Raw genomic sequence first — 20247 nt, 5'->3', positions numbered from 1 at the left:
CAAACCTATTGTATCAGCGTCCGTGTTAGAATGTTTTGCAGGCGAGACATGTATATGAATCTATCGCACCGCGCCCCTCGCGTGTTCTTTCGCGCGACGTCCGTTATCAGTGCACTCGTCTTTCTTGCCGGAGCTGTACCGCCAGCTCTTGCCGACAGCTCCCCCTTGGCTCCGCAAACGAAAATCCGCCTGACGGTCGTGCAATGGATACCGTCCAAGGGCCAGTTTGAACGGTGGGATGGGATTGGCGGCGAATATACGGTTTCGGATGCAGGTATAGTGTCCCTGCCCTTTCTGGGGTCGCTGGCGGTTGGAAATATGGACAATGAGGGCCTCACCAACGAGATCGGCAAGCGCCTTCAGGTGAAGATGGGTCTGGCCCAGGCCCCTGCCGTGACCATTGATATCCTCGACTATCCCTCCATTTACGTCGTCGGAGACGTGATGGCGCCGGGAGAATACAAGTTTCGCTCCGGCTTGAGAGTCCTCCAGTCGCTCGCCATGAGCGGCGGCCCGTTGCGGGCCGCGGCGCAGCAGCAATCGGAGACGATCAAGCTTGCCGGTGAATTGCGGGAAATCGACCATGCGCTGCTGCGCAGCGCGGCAAAGCTCGCGCGGCTGCAAACGGAGATGACCGGCGCGAAGGAGATTGTGTTCGATCAGCCACCTGCTGCCGACCGGCAATACGCCGAGAGTATCTTCGCGGAAGAGCGGGTCATATTTCAGGCCCGTGCAAGCGCGCTGGACAAGCAGTCGGTGGCCCTCGTCGAATTGCGCAATCTCCTAACCGCGGAAATCGAGACGCTGGAAGAAAAGCTGAAAGGCTCGGATGACAATATCCAGTCGGTCGAGGAGCAGCTGACGAGCGTGAGGACCCTGGTCCAGAAGGGCCTGACGATCACCTCGCGCCAAATGGATCTGGAGCGATTGCTGACCACCTATCGCTCCGACCGGCTCGACCTCGTCACCGCCATCATGCGGGGTCGCCAGGCGATCAACGAGACGAAGCGCAATCTCGAGGGACTTTCCGACAATCGCCGCAGCGAGAACGCTTCCGAGGTGCAGGCGGAGAAGGCCAATCTCGATCAGCTCAAACTGAAGCGCGACACCACGCAACAACTGCTTCTCGAAGAAGTATCGAACGGTGCGAGGGCGATGGACCGCAGCGATGACCTGCCGCTGACGTTCATCGTCAGCCGGCGGGACAAGGGTGGGGTCAATCAGTTCCCGGCCTCCGAAACGACGGAACTGGCGCCAGGCGACGTAGTCAGGGTCACCCGGGCCCGCGTCGCCGATATGCCATCAGAAGACGACGCTGCGCTGTCTATTGACACAGAGGCGCATGTCAGTCAGGCAAGCCGGTGAACAGCAAAACGCATGTGCTGCAATCGAGCCTGCGGCGGGCGATTGAACGCAAGCCCGGGGTAACCCGCTGGGGCTTTCCATGACGTTGAGGATGATCCCACCCAGCAGCCCGACCTACACCCAGATCCTCAAATCGACGATGCTGATGGGTGGCTCTTCGCTCGTCAACGTGGCGCTCGGCATCATCAGAAACAAAGCCATGGCTGTCCTGCTTGGGCCGGAAGGCGTGGGACTCATGGGCCTTTACGGGTCGATTCTCGATATCGCCCAGGCAATTGCCGGGCTCGGCGTGGGCAGCAGCGGCGTACGCCAGATCGCCGAAGCTGCCGGGACCAATGACACTGAAATGGTCGCCCGATCGGCGACAGTGCTGAGACGCATATCGATGGTGCTCGGCTTGCTGGGTGCGCTCCTTCTCGCCGCGCTGGCATTCCCCGTCTCGAATTTTACCTTCGGCGACTACCAGCATGCCGGCGGCATCGCATTGCTGTCGCTGGCAATCTTCTTTCGGCTGGTCTCGGCAGGGCAGACTGCATTGATCCAGGGCCTGCGGGGGATTGCAGATCTTGCCCGTATAAACGTGCTTGCCGGGCTTCTCGGAACAGCCGTCAGCATCCCGCTGATCTATCTGTTCGGCCTGCAGGCGATCGCACCGTCCCTCGTGGTGATTGCGGCGGCTTCAATCCTTCCGACCTGGTGGTACAGCCGGCGGATCTGCCCGCATCCCGCGCCGATGCGCACGCGCGAGTTCGGCCGGGAAGTGTCGGCCCTGCTCAGGCTCGGCTTCGTCTTCATGGCAAGCGGGCTTCTGACCTTCGGCGCGGCTTATGCCGTCCGCCTTATCGTGTTGAAGGAGGGCGGCGTCATAGGGGCTGGATTGTACCAGGCGGCCTGGGGCCTTGGCGGTCTCTATGCCGGCTTCATCCTGCAGGCGATGGGAACGGATTTTTATCCGCGCCTGACCGCGGCCGCCGACAACGATGCCGAATGCAATCGGCTGGTCAATGAACAGGCAGAAATCAGCATGCTGCTGGCTGGTCCCGGCCTGATCGGCACGCTGACGCTCGCGCCGCTGATGATGAGCCTGTTCTATTCGTCGGAATTTCATGGTGCCGTCGATCTTCTGCGCTGGATCTGCCTTGGCATGATGCTGCGGATTATTTCCTGGCCGATGGGTTTCATCGTCGTGGCGAAACGCACCCAGGCGATTTTCTTCTGGACGGAGGTTGCGGCGGCGGTCGTGCATGTGGGGCTGGCCTGGCTCCTTGTATCGCTGCTTGGCACGCAAGGGGCCGGCATGGCGTTTTTTGGTCTCTATGTTTGGCACAGCATCCTCATCTATGTGATTGTGCGGAAGCTGACCGGTTTTCGCTGGTCCGCCGCCAATCGCAGACACGCGCTGCTTTTCTTGCCCGCATCGGCACTGGTATTCCTGATGTTCTCGATTTTGCCGCTGTGGCCGGCGACCCTGACCGGCTTCATCGCCGTCCTTGTCTGCGGGCTCTATTCGCTGCGCATGCTGATCGACCTGCTTCCACCGGAGTCCGTTCCAGCGATCATCCGCGGATGGATCACGAAATCAGCATAACGAACAATGCGCGCATCCGGCGATGCGCGCATTGTTCGTTATGCTGATTAAATTGCGGGATCAGGCGACAGCGACGTCCATGGTACGTTGCGCGCTTATGGCTCCGACAGACGCCTGCGCAATGGCGGCGCGAAGGGCCTCAACAACCCGGTCCACGTCAGACACGGTCATCTGGGCATAAAGCGGCAGGATGATCGTTTGCTGCTGCGCAGATATGCTTCGCATCAGGCTCGTGGCAACGCGGTGGGAGCGCTCACCGGAATAGGCTCCCTCCAGGTGAATGTTCATCACACCGCGCCGGGTCGAGATGCCCTGGTCGAGCAGGCTCTGCATGATGGCCCGCTGGTCGACCGTATCGGGCAATCTCACGCAGAAGCTCTGCCAGTTGCTTCGAGCCCAGCGTGGCTCGGCCGGCGAAGAAAGCCCTGTAATTGTCGACAGACGTTCGCAATATTGCTCGGCAATCAGCCGGCGCTGGGCGACCAATTCCGGCAGCCGCCGCAATTGCTCGCGTCCGACGGCGGCCTGAAGGTCGGTCATCCGGTAATTGTAGCCCAGCTCGTCATAATCCTCGAAAATCACCTGCTTCGAGCCGTGGCGGACCGCATCGGTGACACTCATGCCATGCTGGCGCCACAGCCGGAATTTCCGGTCATATTCGGCATTGGCCGTGGTCAACATGCCGCCATCGCCTGTGGTGACCACCTTTCTCGGGTGGAAAGAGAAGCAGGCAATGTCGGCGTGCGGCTTGCCGATTTTTTCCCAGCGGCCATCCCACAGGATTTCGCTTCCCGTCGCGCAGGCCGCATCTTCGATAACAGGGACCCCGTGGCGCTTGCCGATCTCGACGATCGGTCCGAGGTCACACGGCATTCCCAGCTGATGCACACACAGGATTGCCTTTGTGCGGGAGGTAATGGCTGCTTCGATCAGGCTGGGATCGATATTGTAGCCGTCGGCCTCGATGTCGACAAAGACGGGCACCGCATGGCAATAGCGGATGGCGTTCGCGGTTGCGATAAACGAGTGGCTGACCGTGATGACCTCGTCGCCGGCACCGATGCCGACCGCCATGAGGGCCAAATGCAACGCGGTCGTGCAGTTGGAGACGGCGCAGGCGTGGGCCGCGCCGACATAGGCGGCGAATTCACGCTCGAAAGCGGCGACTTCGGGCCCCTGGGTTACCCATCCAGATAGAATAACGCGGCGGGCGGCCTCTGCCTCTTCCTCTCCGAGGACGGGTTTGGCGACAGGGATTGTCGATAATGACGTGCTCATGCGGCTTGACCTCCGGCTGCAGCAGTCTTTGACTGCCACCACTCGACAAGGTCACGAAGCCCCTGCTCCATCGAGATTTCGGCCTTGAAACCCAGAAGTTTTTCAGCCTTGCTGATATCAGCCAGACGACGGGTCACGCCATTGACCGTGCGGGCCTCTTTGTGTTGCGGCTCGAGCGAGGATCCCATGATGTCGCTCAGCATCTGCGCGAGTTCCAGCAGGCTTATTTCCCTGCCGCTCGCGACGTTGAACACCTCGTCGGTAACGTCACTCTTTGCCGCGAGCAGGTTTGCCCGGGCGATGTCGCGTGCATCGACGAAGTCCATCGTTTGGCTGCCGTCTCCATAGATGAGCGGCGGCATTCCGGCTGCAAGGCGTTCCATCCAGCGGATCAGCACTTCGGTGTAGGCGCCGTAAACGTCCATTCGTGGCCCGTAGACGTTGAAATAGCGCAGCGCGACATAGCGTAGGCCATACATGTCCGCGAAGCTGCGCAGCAATCCCTCGTTGAAGGTCTTTGCTGCGCCGTAGATCGTCCGGTTATTGTAGGGATGATGCTGTTCGGTCGTCGGAAAGCTTTCGGCAAGGCCCAGCACGGAGGCGGAAGAGGCCGCGACGACCTTCGAAACACCCGCCTTGACGGCCGCTTCGAGGACATTGAATGTGCCTTCGGCCAGCACTTCGAAAGCCAGTCGTGGCTCTTCCGCGCATTGGGTTATGCGGATGGCCGCCTGATGAAAGACGATATCGACGCCGTCGAAGGCTTTCGCCAGCAGCGACCTGTCGCGGATATCGCCGTCGATGATGTTAAGCGGCGCGCTGCCGATTGCCGAGCTCAGATTGTCCCGGCGCCCGCGCACGAAATTGTCGAGGATGATGATCTCGCGAGGTTTTTCCAATGCAACGAGATCGGCAATATGCGAACCGATCAGACCGGCACCGCCGGTAATGAGTACCCGCTTGTTTCTCATGATCTTTCCTCACGCGACATGTTCGTCATCGGATCATTCTCCGAACGCCAACGAATTAATTTCGCAGGAACTCCTGCGACAACCGAGAAGGGCTCGACGTCCGAGACGACGACGGCTCCCGCTCCAACGATCGCCCCCTTCCCGATGGTCACGCCGGGAAGAATGGTTGCATTCGTTCCGATATCGGCCTCCGCACCGATGCGCACCGGCTTGATTTCCAGATCCGTGCGAATGATCGGTACATCCAGCGGCAGTGCCGTATGGGTCGAGCCAAGCACCTTGGCGCCAGGTCCCCATCCAACGGAATCCTCGATCACCAGATCGCGAGCGTCGAAATACGCCATCGGTCCGATCCAGACATTGTCGCCGATCTTGCATCGGCCGTCGAAACGTCCCTGGATATAGGCCTGAGCGCCGATGAACACCCCATTGCCGATCTCGAACGTCTCCGGGTGTTTGAAGCCGGCGCCGCCGGCAACCTGCAATCCGGTGCCGCAGCTGCGCGTGACCGCCTGCCAGATGGCTTTGCGCATCATGGTGTCGACGACACCGTCCCCGGTCGCAAAGCGACCGTAGAGCTCGATCAGGCCGGCGCGCCCATAGGATTGCCTGAGCTCTTCAACGAGCCCCGCCTGGTAGGGCGGATCCGTCGGCCTTTGTTGACGACCATGGACCGCATGCACGATCCGGGCCTCGCCCGAACGATCAGCTGACATAGGCGTCTTCCAACGCAGCTGCCACCTGATCGACGTGCCACGCGGGCATCTCAGGATAAATCGGCAGCGAGAGAACCTCTTTTGCGGCGGCCTCCGAGACGGGGAAATCGCCGGTCTTGTAACCGAGGTCGGCATGGGCCTTCTGTAGATGAACAGGGATCGGATAGTGCAGCCCGGATTGAATGCCCTCGGCGCTCAGCACGCGCTGAAGCTCATCGCGATCGCGGCTTCTGATGGCATAGACGTGGTAAACGTGGCGCCGGCCGTCTTTCTCGACAGGCGTCGTCAAATGCGCCGATCGCCCGAGCAGCGACGAGTAGCGGCCTGCATGAGTGCGGCGCGCTTCGGTCCAGGCCTCAAGGTGCCTGAGCTTGATGCGCAGGATCGCGCCCTGAATGGCGTCCATCCGGTAGTTGAAGCCCTTTAGCAGATGGTGATAGCGCTGCTCCTGGCCCCAATCGCGCAGCATGCGCATTGTTTTGGCCTGATCGTCGCGGTTGGTCACGACGATACCCCCCTCGCCGCAGGCGCCGAGATTTTTACCGGGATAGAAGCTGAAGCAGCCGGATGCGCCGAGGCTGCCGGCGCGCGCGCCTTTGTATTGCGCGCCGTGCGCCTGGCATGCGTCCTCGATAACAGGTATTCGGTAGTGGTCGGCAATCGCCTGGATCGCGTCCATGTCAGCCATCTGCCCGTAGAGATGGACGGGAATAATGGCCTTGGTGCGGGGTGTAATCTTAGCCTCGAGCTGAGCCGGATCCATCGTCAGCGTCACCGGCTCGACATCGACGAAAACAGGCCGTGCGCCTGTATAGCAGATCGCCGATACGGTCGCGACGAAGGTAAACGGCACGGTAATGACTTCATCGCCGGGGCCGACGCCGGCCGCGAGAAGCGACAGATGCAGGGCGCTGGTCCCGGTGTTGACTGCGATAGCATGTTTGACGTTGCAATAGTCCGCGAATTCCTGCTCGAGACGGGCGACCTCCTCGCCCAATATGTATTGCCCTGAAGCCAGGACGCCGAGCACTGCGGCGTCGATTTCGCTCTTGATGGAATTATACTGTGCCTTGAGGTCCAGGAACGGGATCATGCAATGCGCCTCGCCTCTTCGAGCTCGATGATGCGACCGCGCTGAGCGAGCGACCGGCTTGCGGCTTCAAGGATGCGGACGACACGCAGGCCTGCTTGGCCATCGGTAATCGGCCGCGCATTCTGCTCGACGCAATCGACGAACTGATCCAGTTCGCGTTTCAACGCCTCTGTCATATCGAGCTTCGGCGCCCACATGTCGCCGCTGCGGTATCCCACCAGCATCTGATGGACCTTCTCGCCATATGCATCAGAGTTGGGACACATGGTGATGCCCTTGTCGTAGACCTTGATCTTTTCGCTGGGCTCCAGATCGTCATAGACGATCATCTTGTTGCTGCCGCCGATCAGCGTGCGGCGCACCTTGACCGGCGCCAGCCAATTGACGTGGATGTGGGCGATGAGCTTGCTCTCGAAAAAGAGCGTCAGATAGGCGATATTCTCGGGTTCGCCGAGCACATGGCTCATCCCCGTCGCGGAAACCGCCACCGGCCTTTCCTGCAGGACATGGTCCAGGATCGACAGGTCATGCACCGCAAGATCCCAGATGACGCTGACATCGTGCTGGAACAGCCCCAGATTGACCCGGACCGAGTCATAGTAATACATGTCGCCAAGGCCGCTTTCGACCAGTTCGCGCATCTTGCGGACGGCGCCGGTGTGGACGAAAGTGTGATCGACGGCGAGCACGAGGCGTCGCCGCGCTGCCTCTTCGACCATCCGGGATGCTTCCTCCGTCGTCGATGCCATCGGCTTTTCGACGAAGACATGCTTTCCGGCCATCATAGCCTGCATTGCGAGCTTGTAGTGGGTCGAGACCGGCGTCGCGATCGCGATTGCATCCACTCTCGGATCACGCAGGACTTCCTCGAAATTATCGGTGATCGTCACTGCCGGATAGCGGCTTTTGACCGCTGCCAACCGATCGACATTGAGATCGCAGACTGAAATGAGCTGTGCGCCGCCCGCCTCCGAAATATTGCGGACCAGGTTCGGACCCCAATATCCATATCCAACAACAGCAATGCCGATCATCGCATTCCTCCAAACGCTTGCATGTTTACTGACCGGTCATGAACGTGACCGGTGATCCTGGCCGGGACACCGGCAACAATGGCGCCGTCAGGCACATCCTTGGTCACGACAGCGCCGGCGCCGACCTGGGCGGCCTCTCCGATTGTCACGCCGGGCAGAATGGTGGCGTTGCTGCCGATCGATGCATGGCGCTTGACCAGTGTGGGAATGACGACCCAGTCGGCCTCCGTCTGCAGACTGCCGTCCGCGTTGACGGCGCGCGGGTAAGTGTCATTGGTGAACATCACCCCGTGGCCGATAAAAACGCCGTCTTCGAGCGTCACGCCTTCGCAGACGAAGGAGTGGCTGGAGATTTTGCAGTCTTTGCCGACGATGACGTTTTTCTGGATTTCAACGAAGGTGCCGATGCGCGTTCCCGCGCCAATCGTGCAGCCGTACAGATTCACAAGATCTCGATGGTGAATAACGCAGCTGTCGTCCAGCTTGACGTTCGAGGCAATCATCCCGTCTCGTCCCCTACTCAAACAGGCCCTGATCTGGCTGAAACCGGTCACAATCGGGTGAATGCGCAAGATTTCATTTCAACAGAGCAAATATTTCTCTGCCTCCAAAGAGAATTGTTTTCGTCCTCTTAGTAAAGAAACAATACGTTGAAGCTTATTCACCAAAAGGCGTATAGGCTTACAAAAATCGGATGACGAGGCTCGCGAACGTCTATGGCCATCGCTCGACCGCAGCGGCCGTCGGACGGCGCTCGATTCCGCCTCTCCATCAAGACGGCCCGATGATTGCATATGGTTGGCGAGCTTCACTGAATATATATAGTAATGTCATATATCTTTATAAAACTTGCTTAGAAATATATTGATCAGTTTCAAATGTTGATCTATTGATATCCAGTCTTGGAACAAAGGTGCAGGCCTAACCACTATTAATTAGTGTAGGGACCCCAGAATTGTGGTAATAAATTAGCACTTTTGTTAACCAAACTCTCCTTTTTGCGAGGAGAGCTCATGTTCGACTTTTGCGTACCGCGTGGAAAAAGACTAGGAGGATGAGGCGTTGGATACAATAAACATAAACCATAAGCAGGAAAATATATCACTTCCCCTAGAAATAGAAAATGGTCCGGCGGCACTTGCCCGGCCGGCAAGTCCGAAGCAGTCGCTTGTCATTCTCGACAGGAGGGAGCTTGATCGGCATTGCCTTGCGCAATGCATGACGGCCCACACGGCAGATTTCCAGATTCTGGCGTTTGGATCGATTGAGGAGTGGAAGCAGAAGCGCGAAGAATATCCTCCGCTTTCGGCAATTCTCCTGAACGTCGGTGGCAAGATGGTCGACGAGCCTGCCGTTTCGGAGCAGATCAAGAACCTTTCGTCCGAATTCGTCTCGACGCCGGTGATCATCTTGTCCGACAGCGACGATTTCGCGCAAATCGTCAGGGCGATCGACTGCGGAGCCAAAGGTTACATACCGGCCTCTGTCAGTATTAGCGTTTGCATGGAGTTGATCGCACTATCGGTAGCAGGTGGACTTTTTGTGCCTGCAAGCGCTCTGTTTGCCATGCGTCACTTGCTGCAGTCGAGCAGCTCGACTGCCCAGCCGCTGGCAGGGATATTCACAGACCGTCAGGCCGAAGTCGTAGCGGCACTGCGGCGCGGCAAGGCGAACAAGATCATCGCCTACGAACTCAATTTGCGAGAAAGCACGGTCAAGGTGCACGTCCGCAACATCATGAAAAAGGTCAAGGCAACCAATAGGACGGAAGTTGTGTTCAAGCTCAACGACTTGTTCCAGGACAGTATTTCGGGGATGAGTGCAAAGTCGTTATGCTGAGACCAGCAGCAGCGAATATCTTGGTAGCTTGCTAGCCGTTCCTGCCCAACTCACCCGGTGATGCGCATGCGTCACCGGGTTTTGTGTTGCTGGCACCCGTTGATCGTTTCCTGCACTCTCGGCCCAAACGGCGATCGATCCCTCAATTCCTATTGTTTCCGGAGGAACTTGCCCGCCGCCCCGCCTGTTCATCCGGCAACCCGTCGCCCGATAGAATTCAAGGCGCACCAATACTTCGGCCCGATTGCCTGCTTGCAGACCAACTTGACCCAGGGCACCGAATTTCTGACTTCGGGGCAAACCTCGAGGGCAAAGCGTTGAATAGCCGCGGCTGTGGCAACATCGAAATTGTTGAATGCCATGCCAGCCAGCCGAAGCGCCTGTGTTCCGAGAGCTCTGGCAAGAAAACGTCTGAGTTGCTCATCCTGCCTGAGGCTATCGGCACCTTGGCGAAACAGTATATCAAAAGCCTGTTGTCTTTGCCGAAGGTCGGGAAGGATCGTTTGGCCATAATATTGTAGCGACATGTTTGACGCATGCCTGCGGTATACTGCCTGATTTTCGTTGATGTAACCCACCCCGGCATGGGATGCGAGCCGCAGCCACATCTCCATGTCACCGGCATGCGGCAGGTCCTTATTATAACCGCCGACCTGTTTTTGCAGCGTCGTTCTCACGACGGCGGTCGGCGTCGGAACCAGGTTGTTCGCTCCACTCAACCGTATGAATTCAGAGCCGGAAAAGACCTGTGTCGCGGGCACGCCTTTGGAGCCGAGAGGATCGGCGCGCTTGGTGATGGCGCCACTCGGCTCGGCAATAAGGGCGTTCCCGAAGGTAAATCCCACCTCCGGATGATCGCGCATCAGTTCCGAAGCGCGCCCGAGCGCACCCGCCAACAAATAGTCGTCCGCGGAGAGAAGCAGGAATAGATCGCCGCCTGCCCACTCGATTCCCTCATTGTAAGTGGCGATGTGGCCCTTGTTTGCCGGGTGCCGCCGATAGATAACCCGGCTGTCCCTGGATGCCAGAGCCATTCCGACTTCCGGCGTATTGTCTGGCGAGCAGTCATCCAGAATAAGTACCCGCACATCGACGCCTGCTTGTGCAAGAACACTTTCAACACATTCCTCAAGGAAATGAGCGTAGTTGTAGCAGGGAATGACGACATCAACGCGTTGCACGCTTGTTCCTCCGCAGGCAATCATTCGTCCGGAGCAATTCATGAGCCCGAACGCAATTTTATTTTACTATCAGGTTTTTTTGCGCATCGTTCCGGATGCTGAGGCGCGCGCCCGTACAGCCGATTTCGTGTAGGACCAAGCAGCTCTCAACAAGGCGGATCGGGCAAGCAGCCGGGATCCTGCACGCCTCAAACCGCTCCGAACGCGTCCCCAAGGTGTAAGCGCAAAGCGGGTCCGGGACCGAAACGCATCGTAGAAGGCGACGTTCGGGCTCAGACTTCCTGATTTCCAGGGCTTCACATTGGTCACGAAATGAACGATCGCAGCCTTCTGCTCGAGCGCGATGCCGGCGATCGCCTGCCTTGGCTCGAACTGGAAGTTCCAGGCGCGGTCCAGGATCTTCCACTTTCCGTCGCAGGCAACGTTTAGAGCGTCCTGATCCGAATATTCCGTCGTTGGGAAGCGGTCGAGATAGTCCAGCGATCGTTCCGAAATTCGCTCGTTTCGCCATTTTGCAAGGTCGATAAGCAGAATGCCGGCGTTGAAATACCGTTTGACCAGAGCGCCACCTCTTGCACCTGGTCCGTTGCCCGCAGGATTGTCCAGCCAGTAATCCGGTACCGCGCCGATCACCGCCTCGCCGAGGTCGGTATTCCATAACTGTTCAAGCGAAGTCAGCACGAGGATGTCGCCATCCAGATACAGAGCCCGATCGCAGGTCTGCGGAAGGAACTGCGGCAGCAGAATCCTTGCGAAAGTCATCTTGGAAACGCCAGGACGGGTGGAAAATCCGCTTGCGAAGGACAATGTGGCGATGGGGTGCCACTGAATAATTGCGGAATTTGCGGGTAGCGATTCAAGGATCAGTCGCTTTGTTTCTTCTCCTATACCCTCATGAATGACATGAATATCCAGGGGCCATACGCTCTGATTATTCTCGGCGACCGATCTGAGGGCAGTCGCCAAGGGGACGGCGTAGGCCGCATCGACCGCAAAGACGATGGGGCCTAACCGCTGTTTTGTGCCCGCCGGGGCGGCTGCTGTTGGTATGTTATGCACATTCATGTTTCCGGCACATCCCATCGAAAGAAACCGAGCTCCGGCTTGCAATGATCGAGGTGGCTGTTCATGGCCGGATCGCTGTGGCTTCCTGAACAGGAAGGCCGACGGCCGGAGTAGGCAGATGGGCGTAACCCGTTCGTGCGGCCCGGGCGCCGGCCATGCTCCTGCCTCCGCCGGAAAGCTTCCACTCGAAATACGCGATGGTCTTCTCGAGGCCTTCACGCAGGTTCACCGTCGGCTGCCAGCCGAGGTCCTGCGTCGCGCGGGAAATGTCGGGCTTGCGCTGCGTCGGGTCGTCGATCGGCAAGGGATTGTAAACGATGCTTGATTTCGAACCGGTCATCTCGATGACCATTTCAGCCAGTTCCCGGACCTGGAATTCTCCCGGGTTACCGAGATTGATCGGGCCGGTAACTCCGGCCGGCGCACCCATCAGGCGGATGAAGCCCTCGATCAGATCGTCCACATAGCAGAATGAGCGCGTCTGCGTGCCGTTGCCGAAGATGGTGATCGGCTCGTTTTGAAGTGCCTGAACGATGAAATTGGAAACGACGCGGCCGTCATTGGTCTGCATGCGCGGGCCGTAGGTGTTGAAGATTCGCGCCACCCTGATTTCGACGCCGTATTGACGATGATAATCGAAGAACAGCGTCTCGGCGCACCGCTTGCCTTCGTCATAACATGCCCGCGGGCCGATGGGATTGACGCTGCCTCGATACTCCTCCGGCTGGGGGTGGACGGCCGGATCGCCATAAACTTCGCTCGTCGATGCCTGGAAGATCTTCGCCTTGGTGCGTTTGGCCAGGCCGAGCATATTGATGGCCCCGTGCACATTGGTCTTCACCGTCTGCACGGGGTCATGCTGATAGTGGACCGGAGACGCCGGACAAGCGAGGTTGTAGATCTCGTCAACCTCCACATAAAGCGGGAAGGTAATGTCGTGACGGAGCACCTCAAAGCGAGGATCGTCAAGAAGATGCAGCACATTGTCGCGCGAACCGGTGTAGTAATTGTCCACGCAGAGGACGTCATTACCTTCTCGCAAAAGCCTTTCGCACAGGAATGATCCCAGAAATCCGGTGCCGCCGGTAACCAAAACTCGCTTATGTCCGTGCATTGATGTGCTCCATTGTTGTGATGATTGCGCGCAGGACGAGAAACAGCTCAGCAAGCTCCCTTGCCCTTCAAGACCGCAGGAATTGTGCTGAGAAGGATGTGCCAGTCGAACCACAAGGACCGGTTGTCGATGTAGAAGCCGTCGAGTTGCTGCTGCAGCTCGATATCTGCATCGCTTCGCTCGGATATCTGCCAGAGGCCTGTCAGCCCCGGTACCACCGAACGCCGCTTGTCACGAAACTCGCCATCCATCGCCGAGAGGTGATACTCCGGAAACGGACGGGGTCCCACCAAGGCCATTTCCCCTGCAATGATATTCACCAGCTGCGGGAGCTCATCGATGCTCGATGCGCGAAGGAGATGTCCGATCACGGGCAAGACGCGCGGATCCTCCCGAAGCTTGAAGTGAGCGGACCATTCGGCTTGTGCGGCTGGATTGTCTCGGAACAACGCTTCGAGGCGTTGTTCCGCATCTCTGTACATCGTCCTGAGCTTCAGGACGTGAACCGGCTTGCCAAACAATCCTTCCCTGGCGTGCCTGAAGAAAACCGGCCCCGGATCGATGGCATAGATCGCCGCCGCAGCAATGAGAATGACGGGCATCAGCACCAGCACCGCGGGGATGGCGATCGCCAGATCGAGGGCGCGCCGCACCAGGTTCGAGTTTGCCGCCCCACTGCTGCTCGCCAGGCGAACACCGATCTCTCCGCCGATATCCGCCGGTCGCAATCCGGCTACTTTGACGTTTGGCGTGTCGGAGAGGAGGATGACTTCGGCGAACGTCTTACGCAACGTCGCCAACTCGGCGATATGTGAGCCCGTATCATCGGCGATCAAGGCAATCGATGGGCGCTCATCAGGTGACAGTTCAGAGACGTCGGCGGCGTAGGATTCCGGCCTAATGCCATACTGCCAATGGTCCGTGAAATGCGCCATGAGCGCGGGGATACGATTGCGGCCGCCGATGATCACCGCCCGCTCTCCCCAGACGCCAAGTCTCCGCGACAGACCACGGGCAACCCCGTGCATGGCAGGCTGAACAATCAACCCGAGGCCAAGAAACCCGAAGATGGGAAGCAGCAGCCGTGTCCCTTCCGGCAGAAGGATCGCCCCAAGCGCTGCAATGACAGCGATCTTGCCCGACGCTGTCGTGCGGCGGCGCAGATGCTCGTGGTCATGAAGCCGATAACCGGGATAGAGCGCGCTCGACGCATAGAGAATGATCGCCGCCAGGGCTGCGAGGGCAAAAGCACGCTCCAGCACCATGTTCTCCGACCCGTCGGGAAGAAACGGCAGAAGAAGAAAATAGGCTATCAGATAACCCGCAACGTCGCCGGCAACCAACAATGACGACGTCGCAAGCCGAGGTATCCTGCGCTTGAGTGGAGCTGGTATGTTCAGCCTTAGCCCCCTGCTGAACGCAGCGCCCGAGGTGGCGTTTGCCATCGGCGGGCCAGAATTTGCCGGGCCCGTTCGCGCGGCCACATCATTTGGGGTGATTGCCTTCGGCAGGTCGGATATCGACGCTAATAGGGACATGATGGCTCTACACCTTTACGGCTACTGCTTTTGGCGCGCTCGATCCAAAAACCTCGTCTTCGATTGGAAATTTCCGAAGCCCCAGCCTCTGGAATGCTGTCAGCGAGATGAAGGTCGGGACGACCAGCGCATAGCGCCGCCACAGCCGTCGCGGCTCGCATAGAAGGCGAAACACCCATTCGAAGCCGCTTCTTTGAATGATCCTGGGAGCCTGTCGTTTGAGGCCGGCGTGGAAGTCGAAAGCTGCTCCGACACCGATGAGCATCGATGCATCAAGACGATCGCGCATGCGAGCCATCCAGAGCTCCTGCTTGGGGCTGCTAAGACCAACCCAGATAATATCCGCGCCTGACCGATTGATCCGGTCCGCAACATCCGTCTCTTCCTGCTGCGACAATTGATGAAAAGGCGGTGCGTACGAGCCGACGATCTGCGCTTCCGGGAATCTTGCGAGAAGGCGCGCCTGCAACTGCTCCAGCGTCCCGGTTGTCGCGCCATAGAGGAAGTGGCGCACGCCTTTGGATCTGCCAGCGTCGAAAACAGACAGCATCAGGTCAGGTCCGTAGACTCTATCGCTCTCTAGATGGCCGGCACGTTTCAAGGCCCATACCAGCGGCATGCCATCAGGGGTTACGAGGAATGCCCGGTTATGGATCGACCGAAGTTCAGCGTCGTCCTGGCATCGGACGATGCCGTGTGCGTCGCGAACGCACACATATCCCTTCCTGCCGTCTTCGATCGCGTTTTGAATAAGCCCGGTCGCGCTTTCGAGGTTGACCGCCGAAACGCGAACACCAAGGACATTCGTCCATTCTAGCGCGCCCCCTGGATGAAGAACTGAAGTTTGGCTGCCTGCTGGTTGTTTTCTCATGACCCACGCTTTCGCGACCGAAACCGTCATCAGAATATCCTGCCAGGCCGATTGCCTCCATACTTGCTGCTCCAGCTATTGGACGTAGAATAGACTTCGTGTTTACGTCTTATGCCGAGATGACGTACAATATTCGAAGTAAGTCTGCGTACCCCATGGCTTACCACGTCGCTCCTTATGTGATGACCGCGGCCCCGAAACAGCGGTTTGATCCTGGCAGAGCTGCAGAAGATATCGGTTCGTGCGAGCAAAGATGGTTAGGCTTAAGCACTAAAGCGCGTCGCATCAAATTTGGTTGACGCGCTGCGCATTAGCCCTTTGTTTTTATGCATGTCGTTCTCCCGGAACCGCTGCACGGTTCCGGCGGCATGCATTAACAAAGCCGGGAAGGTGAACCGACAGGGGAGATGTTAGCTCCAGCGGGGGCCCTCGGTTCGATCGCCACGCTCAACTCGTCGATGCTCTTGCCTGCGGCAGTTGCCGGCATAACGAAACTATACTTGTTCGGCAGTACAAGTTGCCGTGGCGCCTGATTTAACCGCCTGAGAACACTGCCGTGGTGGCGTTCTTTTTACTCGGGTACGATTACGCTTCCCGTGTCCGCGCCGGCCTTCTGAAGATCCTGTAGACTGCCAAATTCTCCGGACCGCATGATCCCAGGATCTACTCGGAAGCTCTGGCTATTCAAATTGCCGATGTAGCGGTTACGTGCGAATTGCACATATTGAGGCCCGTGGTCGGGAGCATAGACGTAGGCAGCAAGCCCGTTGCTATTGTTGATCGTCACGACATTGTTCTCGATGCGATTTGGGCCTGCCCATGGCGGGTGCCAGCCCCTGCCGGTACCGTCGTCAACGCGAAAAGCGGTGCCGGATCCGCCTGTGATAACGTTTCCCGTCACCAAATTGCTCCAACCGCCGTTGATGCCAATCGCCGATATGTTGCCCGAGAGCGAGTTTCCTTCGATGCGCAGCCCGCTCGCTTTCCCATCCGTGTAGATCGCCCAGCTGATGGGAGTGGGCCATTCGTTAATGTTTTCATATCCGGGAGGCCAGAACGTTCCGTCGGGCCTGTTCATGAGGTGGCCGGTCCCAGTCACGACGTTGAAGCGGATGGTGCTGTTCAAGGAGTCGGCCTGCTCGCCCATCATTTTGATGGCGCCGCCATCGGCAGTCTGCTGGTTGGCGTTACGGACCACATTGTGCTCGATGACGGCGTTATAGAGCGCGTCATTGGAACCCCACAGCGAACCGCCGGCGATCCCGAACTGCGCCGTGTTTTCGATCAGGTTGTCGGCGATCCTGACGTTGTCGGCCGCCTGGAACCATATTCCGGCAGTCTCGATGTACACCTGCCCAATGTCATGGATATGGTTCGAAAGGATTCTGGCCCCGTCCGACTTGCCGAAGGTGCCGTAATTCGTGCCGACGTAGATGCCGTTGCCGGCCACATCCGCAATCACGTTGCCGGCGATCAACGCGTCCTTGCTTTCCGTCACATGGATCCCGACGCCAACATTCTCGATATTGTTGCCGAGGATTTTGACACCATCGGCGTGTTCGACCCGGATGGCGCCAAATCCTCTGGTATCCGTATAAAATTTGCCGCTGCCGTCAGGCGCTCCGTCTCTGATCTCGATCCCCGATACAACCATCCCATTGGCCCCATCCAGCTTCAAGAATGTCGGCAAAACACCAGCAACGACGACAGAATCGGGGAACGACTGATCGATCGGGATATAATGAAGCTGGCCCGCGGCAGGGTCGTGCGACCACTCTCCAGGCGCGTCGAGCAAATTTTTGGCGCCGGTAAGGAAGTAGCGGCTGCCTTCTGCGGTAAAGAAATAACTTGTGCCTTTGGTAAGGACGGTCCGGCCGGCGCCATCGATGGATACAACCGGAAGCGTGTCATTGCCCCACTGGCTTCCGGGTTGAAACCCTCCAACGATATTGACGACCAGCCCGCTCGCATCCTCCACATTCGGAAGATCGCCGGCACGGAAACAAAAGCGCGTATTTCCTTCCCACATATCGATTGCAGGTTCGCACTTTGCGGCGAATAACCACCCCTTGCGGGGGTCGCCATCAGCCGGAGCATTGGGAAATCGAGCCCGATTTTGCCGTATCCGATTGACGAAAAGGTCACCGACGCCTTGCTCCGGCGGCAATGTCAGCGGCGCCGTCCAACTGCCATCGGACTGCCGCGCCCAGCCGCCCACGCGTGGCCCTCCATGGAGAACCGGCACTTCATTGCATCTTGCCGTGAGGATCAAACCGGTATCGCGAGCGTCGAAGACGATCGGCTGGGTAAGGTAGTAATCGCCTTTACCGAGTGCAATTAGATTGGGACCGCCTTTCTCGCGGGCAGCATCACGGGCTCGTTCGATGCTGGCGAAAGGTCCATCATTCCCCTGCTGATTGGCGGTCGGAAGCAGGCCGCCCCAACTGTCTTTTCCATCGGGAGAAACGTAGAATATCGTCCGCGCCGCCGTGCTGCTGCTCAATGCGTCGCGTAAAGAAGTCCCATTCAATTTGGCTGACAACGTCGCGGAAGCTTCCGCGCAGGTCGCTTCCCGGATGAGTATCTGCAGGCGCTCGGGCGCATCCCCCTCTATCCCGGCTGGAGCCGAATTGCCGGACTGCGGAAGGAGCATGACGGGCAAGATGCTCAGGATCAGTCCAAGACGCCGCCTCATGATGTCTGCGACCCGCTCATAAGGCCACACGAGACGCCTGCCACGATGGCGCATGGCTGATCGAAACGACGGGCGCGTACAGCGAAAACATGATGATGGCTGCGGTGAACAGGATGAAGATGGCATCATTCTGAACGAAAAAAATACTCTCGGTCAGATTCATCACCAGGATCATGATCGTCAGGACATTGAGCCAGAGCCACCCGTACTGCGCGTCATGACAATGAAGCATCGCGCCCTGGCGGATTGCATGGGGAAGCATCACAGCAAACGGGATCATTCCCACTATCCCGAAACTCAACAAGATATCGCGATATCCGTTATGCGCGTGGGGCGCGGCCCATCCGATCTTGAACCACATGTGTATCGCTTCGGGGTTCGCGGTTGTCCAGAAAGCCTGGTAGCCGTATCCAAGCATCCAACGGTCGGATATTTCGCGATCGACCAGCTCCCACAATGGCACCCGGCCCGTCAAAGTCGCGTCCTTGCCGAGCGCTTCAAGGGCCGGAACCAGGAATTCGTGAAGCGAAATCAGAATGCCGACAGACAGCTGAATGAAAAACAGGACGATGACGACGCGGCCAGTGCTGCTGCTTCTTTGCAGGAGGGAATAGAAGCCGATCAGGCAAAACGCGACTGACGTTGCGATGATTGCGGTCATCGATCCGGAACGCGCGAGACAGATGATACCTGCGGCCAACAGGATAAACGCGGTTCGCCGCAGGCCGAACGTCCCGTCGATCAGCACGGCGGTCGCCACCAAGATCATCAGCGCCGCGTACCAGCCCAGCACGTTCTTGTGAATGAAGACGCCCCGCATTGCACCATCACCATCCGGCATGGTGGCGAGGGCTGGTGACACCACGGAGATAACCACACTGAGGACGGTACAGGCTCCCAGGGTTAAAAATAGGAGGAACAGCAGCTGCCTCGGCGTAAAACGTATCGCCAGGACGTAGGAAAGAAGCACGCAAAACAAAAGGCCGATTGCGCGCCTCAAGGTCGTCGGCGGCGCTATTGACCACAGGGTCGACAAAAACGGCAAGGCAAGGATCAGGGGAACAAGCAGATTTCGCCTGAGCGCCGTTAGAAACTGCGGAAAATTGCGTATCAGGATCACGGCTGTAAATACATATATAGGAATGCAAGGCAGACGCAGTATAGATCTGGCAGATTCGCTGAGCGCTCCGTCCGCATCTGCCAGGATCAGCGGTAGAAGGGCGCCTGCCTGAAAAAAAAGGGATATGCCGGCGCCCCAGCATTCGATGACCCGCCAACTGATGCTTGGCCCGCTGGCAGTTCTAAGGCTATCTACTCTCATTATCCGTCCCGACTGATTTGAACAGACAAGCGGCTGTTGATCGCGGCAGATCGAAAACAGGTGTCGCCTTCGTGGCGCGCGCTGCTCTCAAGCAAACATTCAGCCCTATCCGCGGTCAACCTGTCCTAGTGAACGGTGGGCTACGCCTAATGCACCCTCGCTCCACCAAAAGACGATGTTGGGCTTAATCTTCCGGCCGGTATTTACCCAAAAGGCGGGCCTTCATGTCCGCCAATTGCCCTTAAGAGCAGATGTTGCGCTTGTCCGTTCATCGGTACCGTGGCGATGAATGTCTTATGAAGCGTGGTGGGGTAAGCCGCGGTTCCACTGCAATGAGGCAACAATTCTGACAGAGACTTTCTCTGCAGTCGAAGCCTGGAAGGTTAGGATTGCCATGTTCCTGCGTCATGATCCTAGTTCTCTATGCAACACGACGGGCGCTCTACTCGTCGTGGCGTTATCAGCGGCGATCTCATCGGCTCTGCGCGGGATACGGTTCGGCCGACACGCTATTTCAAATATCACCATTACCGATGCTCCAAACCGCAATGGCTGCGGAAAGGTCGGCCTCTTAAGCA

The 20247-nt window shown here is 58.2% G+C and carries 16 protein-coding genes; 3 read left to right on the top strand and 13 right to left on the bottom strand.

The features are described from left to right. Window positions 1-54 precede the first annotated feature (54 nt). Window positions 55-1365 carry a polysaccharide biosynthesis/export family protein gene (locus tag AMC88_RS30075; RefSeq protein WP_170960033.1) on the top strand — a complete coding sequence of 437 codons (1311 nt, stop codon included), beginning with the start codon at window positions 55-57 and terminating at the stop codon, window positions 1363-1365. 79 nt (window positions 1366-1444) lie between these two features. Further along, on the top strand, window positions 1445-2953 hold the full coding sequence (locus tag AMC88_RS30070; protein WP_012489812.1) for an O-antigen translocase: 1509 nt from the start codon (window positions 1445-1447) through the stop codon (window positions 2951-2953). 60 nt (window positions 2954-3013) lie between these two features. Here the strand turns inward: AMC88_RS30070 and AMC88_RS30065 are convergent, their stop codons facing one another. The 6 genes from AMC88_RS30065 to AMC88_RS30040 are packed head-to-tail and all read right to left on the bottom strand — an operon-like array spanning window position 3014 to window position 8548. After that, a complete protein-coding gene (locus AMC88_RS30065; RefSeq protein ID WP_012489813.1) occupies window positions 3014-4231 on the bottom strand; it encodes a DegT/DnrJ/EryC1/StrS family aminotransferase in 1218 nt (405 codons plus the stop codon). Beyond that, the gene (locus tag AMC88_RS30060) at window positions 4228-5202 is read right to left on the bottom strand and encodes an NAD-dependent epimerase/dehydratase family protein (protein ID WP_004673254.1); all 975 of its coding nucleotides are present in this window, start codon (window positions 5200-5202) and stop codon (window positions 4228-4230) included. The genes AMC88_RS30065 and AMC88_RS30060 overlap by 4 nt, the downstream gene beginning before the upstream one ends. Then, window positions 5199-5918 carry an acyltransferase gene (locus AMC88_RS30055; RefSeq protein WP_064830257.1) on the bottom strand — a complete coding sequence of 240 codons (720 nt, stop codon included), beginning with the start codon at window positions 5916-5918 and terminating at the stop codon, window positions 5199-5201. Before AMC88_RS30055 ends, AMC88_RS30060 begins: the two co-directional genes overlap by 4 nt. Further along, window positions 5908-7011 carry a DegT/DnrJ/EryC1/StrS family aminotransferase gene (locus tag AMC88_RS30050; protein WP_064830256.1) on the bottom strand — a complete coding sequence of 368 codons (1104 nt, stop codon included), beginning with the start codon at window positions 7009-7011 and terminating at the stop codon, window positions 5908-5910. The genes AMC88_RS30055 and AMC88_RS30050 overlap by 11 nt, the downstream gene beginning before the upstream one ends. Continuing rightward, window positions 7008-8045, bottom strand: a complete 1038-nt coding sequence (locus tag AMC88_RS30045; protein ID WP_004673248.1) for a Gfo/Idh/MocA family protein — start codon at window positions 8043-8045, stop codon at window positions 7008-7010. The genes AMC88_RS30050 and AMC88_RS30045 overlap by 4 nt, the downstream gene beginning before the upstream one ends. Next, the gene (locus tag AMC88_RS30040; protein WP_064830255.1) at window positions 8042-8548 is read right to left on the bottom strand and encodes an acyltransferase; all 507 of its coding nucleotides are present in this window, start codon (window positions 8546-8548) and stop codon (window positions 8042-8044) included. Before AMC88_RS30040 ends, AMC88_RS30045 begins: the two co-directional genes overlap by 4 nt. A 559-nt stretch (window positions 8549-9107) precedes the next feature. Between AMC88_RS30040 and AMC88_RS30035 the strand changes: the two genes are divergently transcribed. Further along, complete coding sequence (locus AMC88_RS30035) at window positions 9108-9884, top strand: response regulator transcription factor (protein ID WP_012489817.1); 777 nt, start codon at window positions 9108-9110, stop codon at window positions 9882-9884. A gap of 188 nt (window positions 9885-10072) precedes the next feature. On the opposite strand, the gene AMC88_RS30030 is transcribed toward AMC88_RS30035, so the two are convergent. From AMC88_RS30030 to AMC88_RS30000, 7 genes are all read right to left on the bottom strand, one after another. Beyond that, the gene (locus AMC88_RS30030; protein WP_012489818.1) at window positions 10073-11065 is read right to left on the bottom strand and encodes a glycosyltransferase family 2 protein; all 993 of its coding nucleotides are present in this window, start codon (window positions 11063-11065) and stop codon (window positions 10073-10075) included. 69 nt (window positions 11066-11134) lie between these two features. Next, a complete protein-coding gene (locus AMC88_RS30025; RefSeq protein WP_037114928.1) occupies window positions 11135-12130 on the bottom strand; it encodes a glycosyltransferase family 8 protein in 996 nt (331 codons plus the stop codon). Window positions 12131-12191: 61 nt separating this feature from the next. After that, window positions 12192-13244, bottom strand: coding sequence for a UDP-glucuronic acid decarboxylase family protein (locus tag AMC88_RS30020; protein WP_012489820.1), 1053 nt, complete (start codon window positions 13242-13244; stop codon window positions 12192-12194). 47 nt (window positions 13245-13291) lie between these two features. Next, window positions 13292-14782: a sugar transferase gene (locus tag AMC88_RS30015; protein WP_004673235.1), complete on the bottom strand. Its 1491-nt coding sequence runs from the start codon at window positions 14780-14782 to the stop codon at window positions 13292-13294. A gap of 7 nt (window positions 14783-14789) precedes the next feature. After that, a complete protein-coding gene (locus tag AMC88_RS30010) occupies window positions 14790-15653 on the bottom strand; it encodes a WecB/TagA/CpsF family glycosyltransferase (RefSeq protein ID WP_037114943.1) in 864 nt (287 codons plus the stop codon). A gap of 571 nt (window positions 15654-16224) precedes the next feature. After that, the gene (locus AMC88_RS30005) at window positions 16225-18348 is read right to left on the bottom strand and encodes a right-handed parallel beta-helix repeat-containing protein (protein WP_037114927.1); all 2124 of its coding nucleotides are present in this window, start codon (window positions 18346-18348) and stop codon (window positions 16225-16227) included. A 16-nt stretch (window positions 18349-18364) separates the two neighbouring features. Next, the gene (locus AMC88_RS30000) at window positions 18365-19669 is read right to left on the bottom strand and encodes an O-antigen ligase family protein (protein WP_004673222.1); all 1305 of its coding nucleotides are present in this window, start codon (window positions 19667-19669) and stop codon (window positions 18365-18367) included. Between the last annotated feature and the right edge of the window lie 578 nt (window positions 19670-20247).

Origin of the sequence: Rhizobium phaseoli, assembly GCF_001664385.1 — a bacterium.
In the GTDB taxonomy this organism is placed as follows: Bacteria; Pseudomonadota; Alphaproteobacteria; order Rhizobiales; family Rhizobiaceae; genus Rhizobium; species Rhizobium phaseoli.
This window is presented reverse-complemented; position numbering and strand designations above follow the sequence as displayed.

What these genes read in the sequence shown, in the direction of transcription:
- AMC88_RS30075 (WP_170960033.1), top strand. Translation starts at nt 55, where the DNA reads ATGAATCTATCGCACCGCGCCCCTCGCGTGTTCTTTCGCGCGACGTCC.
- AMC88_RS30070 (WP_012489812.1), top strand. Translation starts at nt 1,445, where the DNA reads ATGACGTTGAGGATGATCCCACCCAGCAGCCCGACCTACACCCAGATC.
- AMC88_RS30065 (WP_012489813.1), bottom strand. Translation starts at nt 4,231, where the DNA reads ATGAGCACGTCATTATCGACAATCCCTGTCGCCAAACCCGTCCTCGGA.
- AMC88_RS30060 (WP_004673254.1), bottom strand. Translation starts at nt 5,202, where the DNA reads ATGAGAAACAAGCGGGTACTCATTACCGGCGGTGCCGGTCTGATCGGT.
- AMC88_RS30055 (WP_064830257.1), bottom strand. Translation starts at nt 5,918, where the DNA reads ATGTCAGCTGATCGTTCGGGCGAGGCCCGGATCGTGCATGCGGTCCAT.
- AMC88_RS30050 (WP_064830256.1), bottom strand. Translation starts at nt 7,011, where the DNA reads ATGATCCCGTTCCTGGACCTCAAGGCACAGTATAATTCCATCAAGAGC.
- AMC88_RS30045 (WP_004673248.1), bottom strand. Translation starts at nt 8,045, where the DNA reads ATGATCGGCATTGCTGTTGTTGGATATGGATATTGGGGTCCGAACCTG.
- AMC88_RS30040 (WP_064830255.1), bottom strand. Translation starts at nt 8,548, where the DNA reads ATGATTGCCTCGAACGTCAAGCTGGACGACAGCTGCGTTATTCACCAT.
- AMC88_RS30025 (WP_037114928.1), bottom strand. Translation starts at nt 12,130, where the DNA reads ATGAATGTGCATAACATACCAACAGCAGCCGCCCCGGCGGGCACAAAA.
- AMC88_RS30020 (WP_012489820.1), bottom strand. Translation starts at nt 13,244, where the DNA reads ATGCACGGACATAAGCGAGTTTTGGTTACCGGCGGCACCGGATTTCTG.
- AMC88_RS30015 (WP_004673235.1), bottom strand. Translation starts at nt 14,782, where the DNA reads ATGTCCCTATTAGCGTCGATATCCGACCTGCCGAAGGCAATCACCCCA.
- AMC88_RS30010 (WP_037114943.1), bottom strand. Translation starts at nt 15,653, where the DNA reads ATGAGAAAACAACCAGCAGGCAGCCAAACTTCAGTTCTTCATCCAGGG.
- AMC88_RS30005 (WP_037114927.1), bottom strand. Translation starts at nt 18,348, where the DNA reads ATGAGGCGGCGTCTTGGACTGATCCTGAGCATCTTGCCCGTCATGCTC.
- AMC88_RS30000 (WP_004673222.1), bottom strand. Translation starts at nt 19,669, where the DNA reads ATGAGAGTAGATAGCCTTAGAACTGCCAGCGGGCCAAGCATCAGTTGG.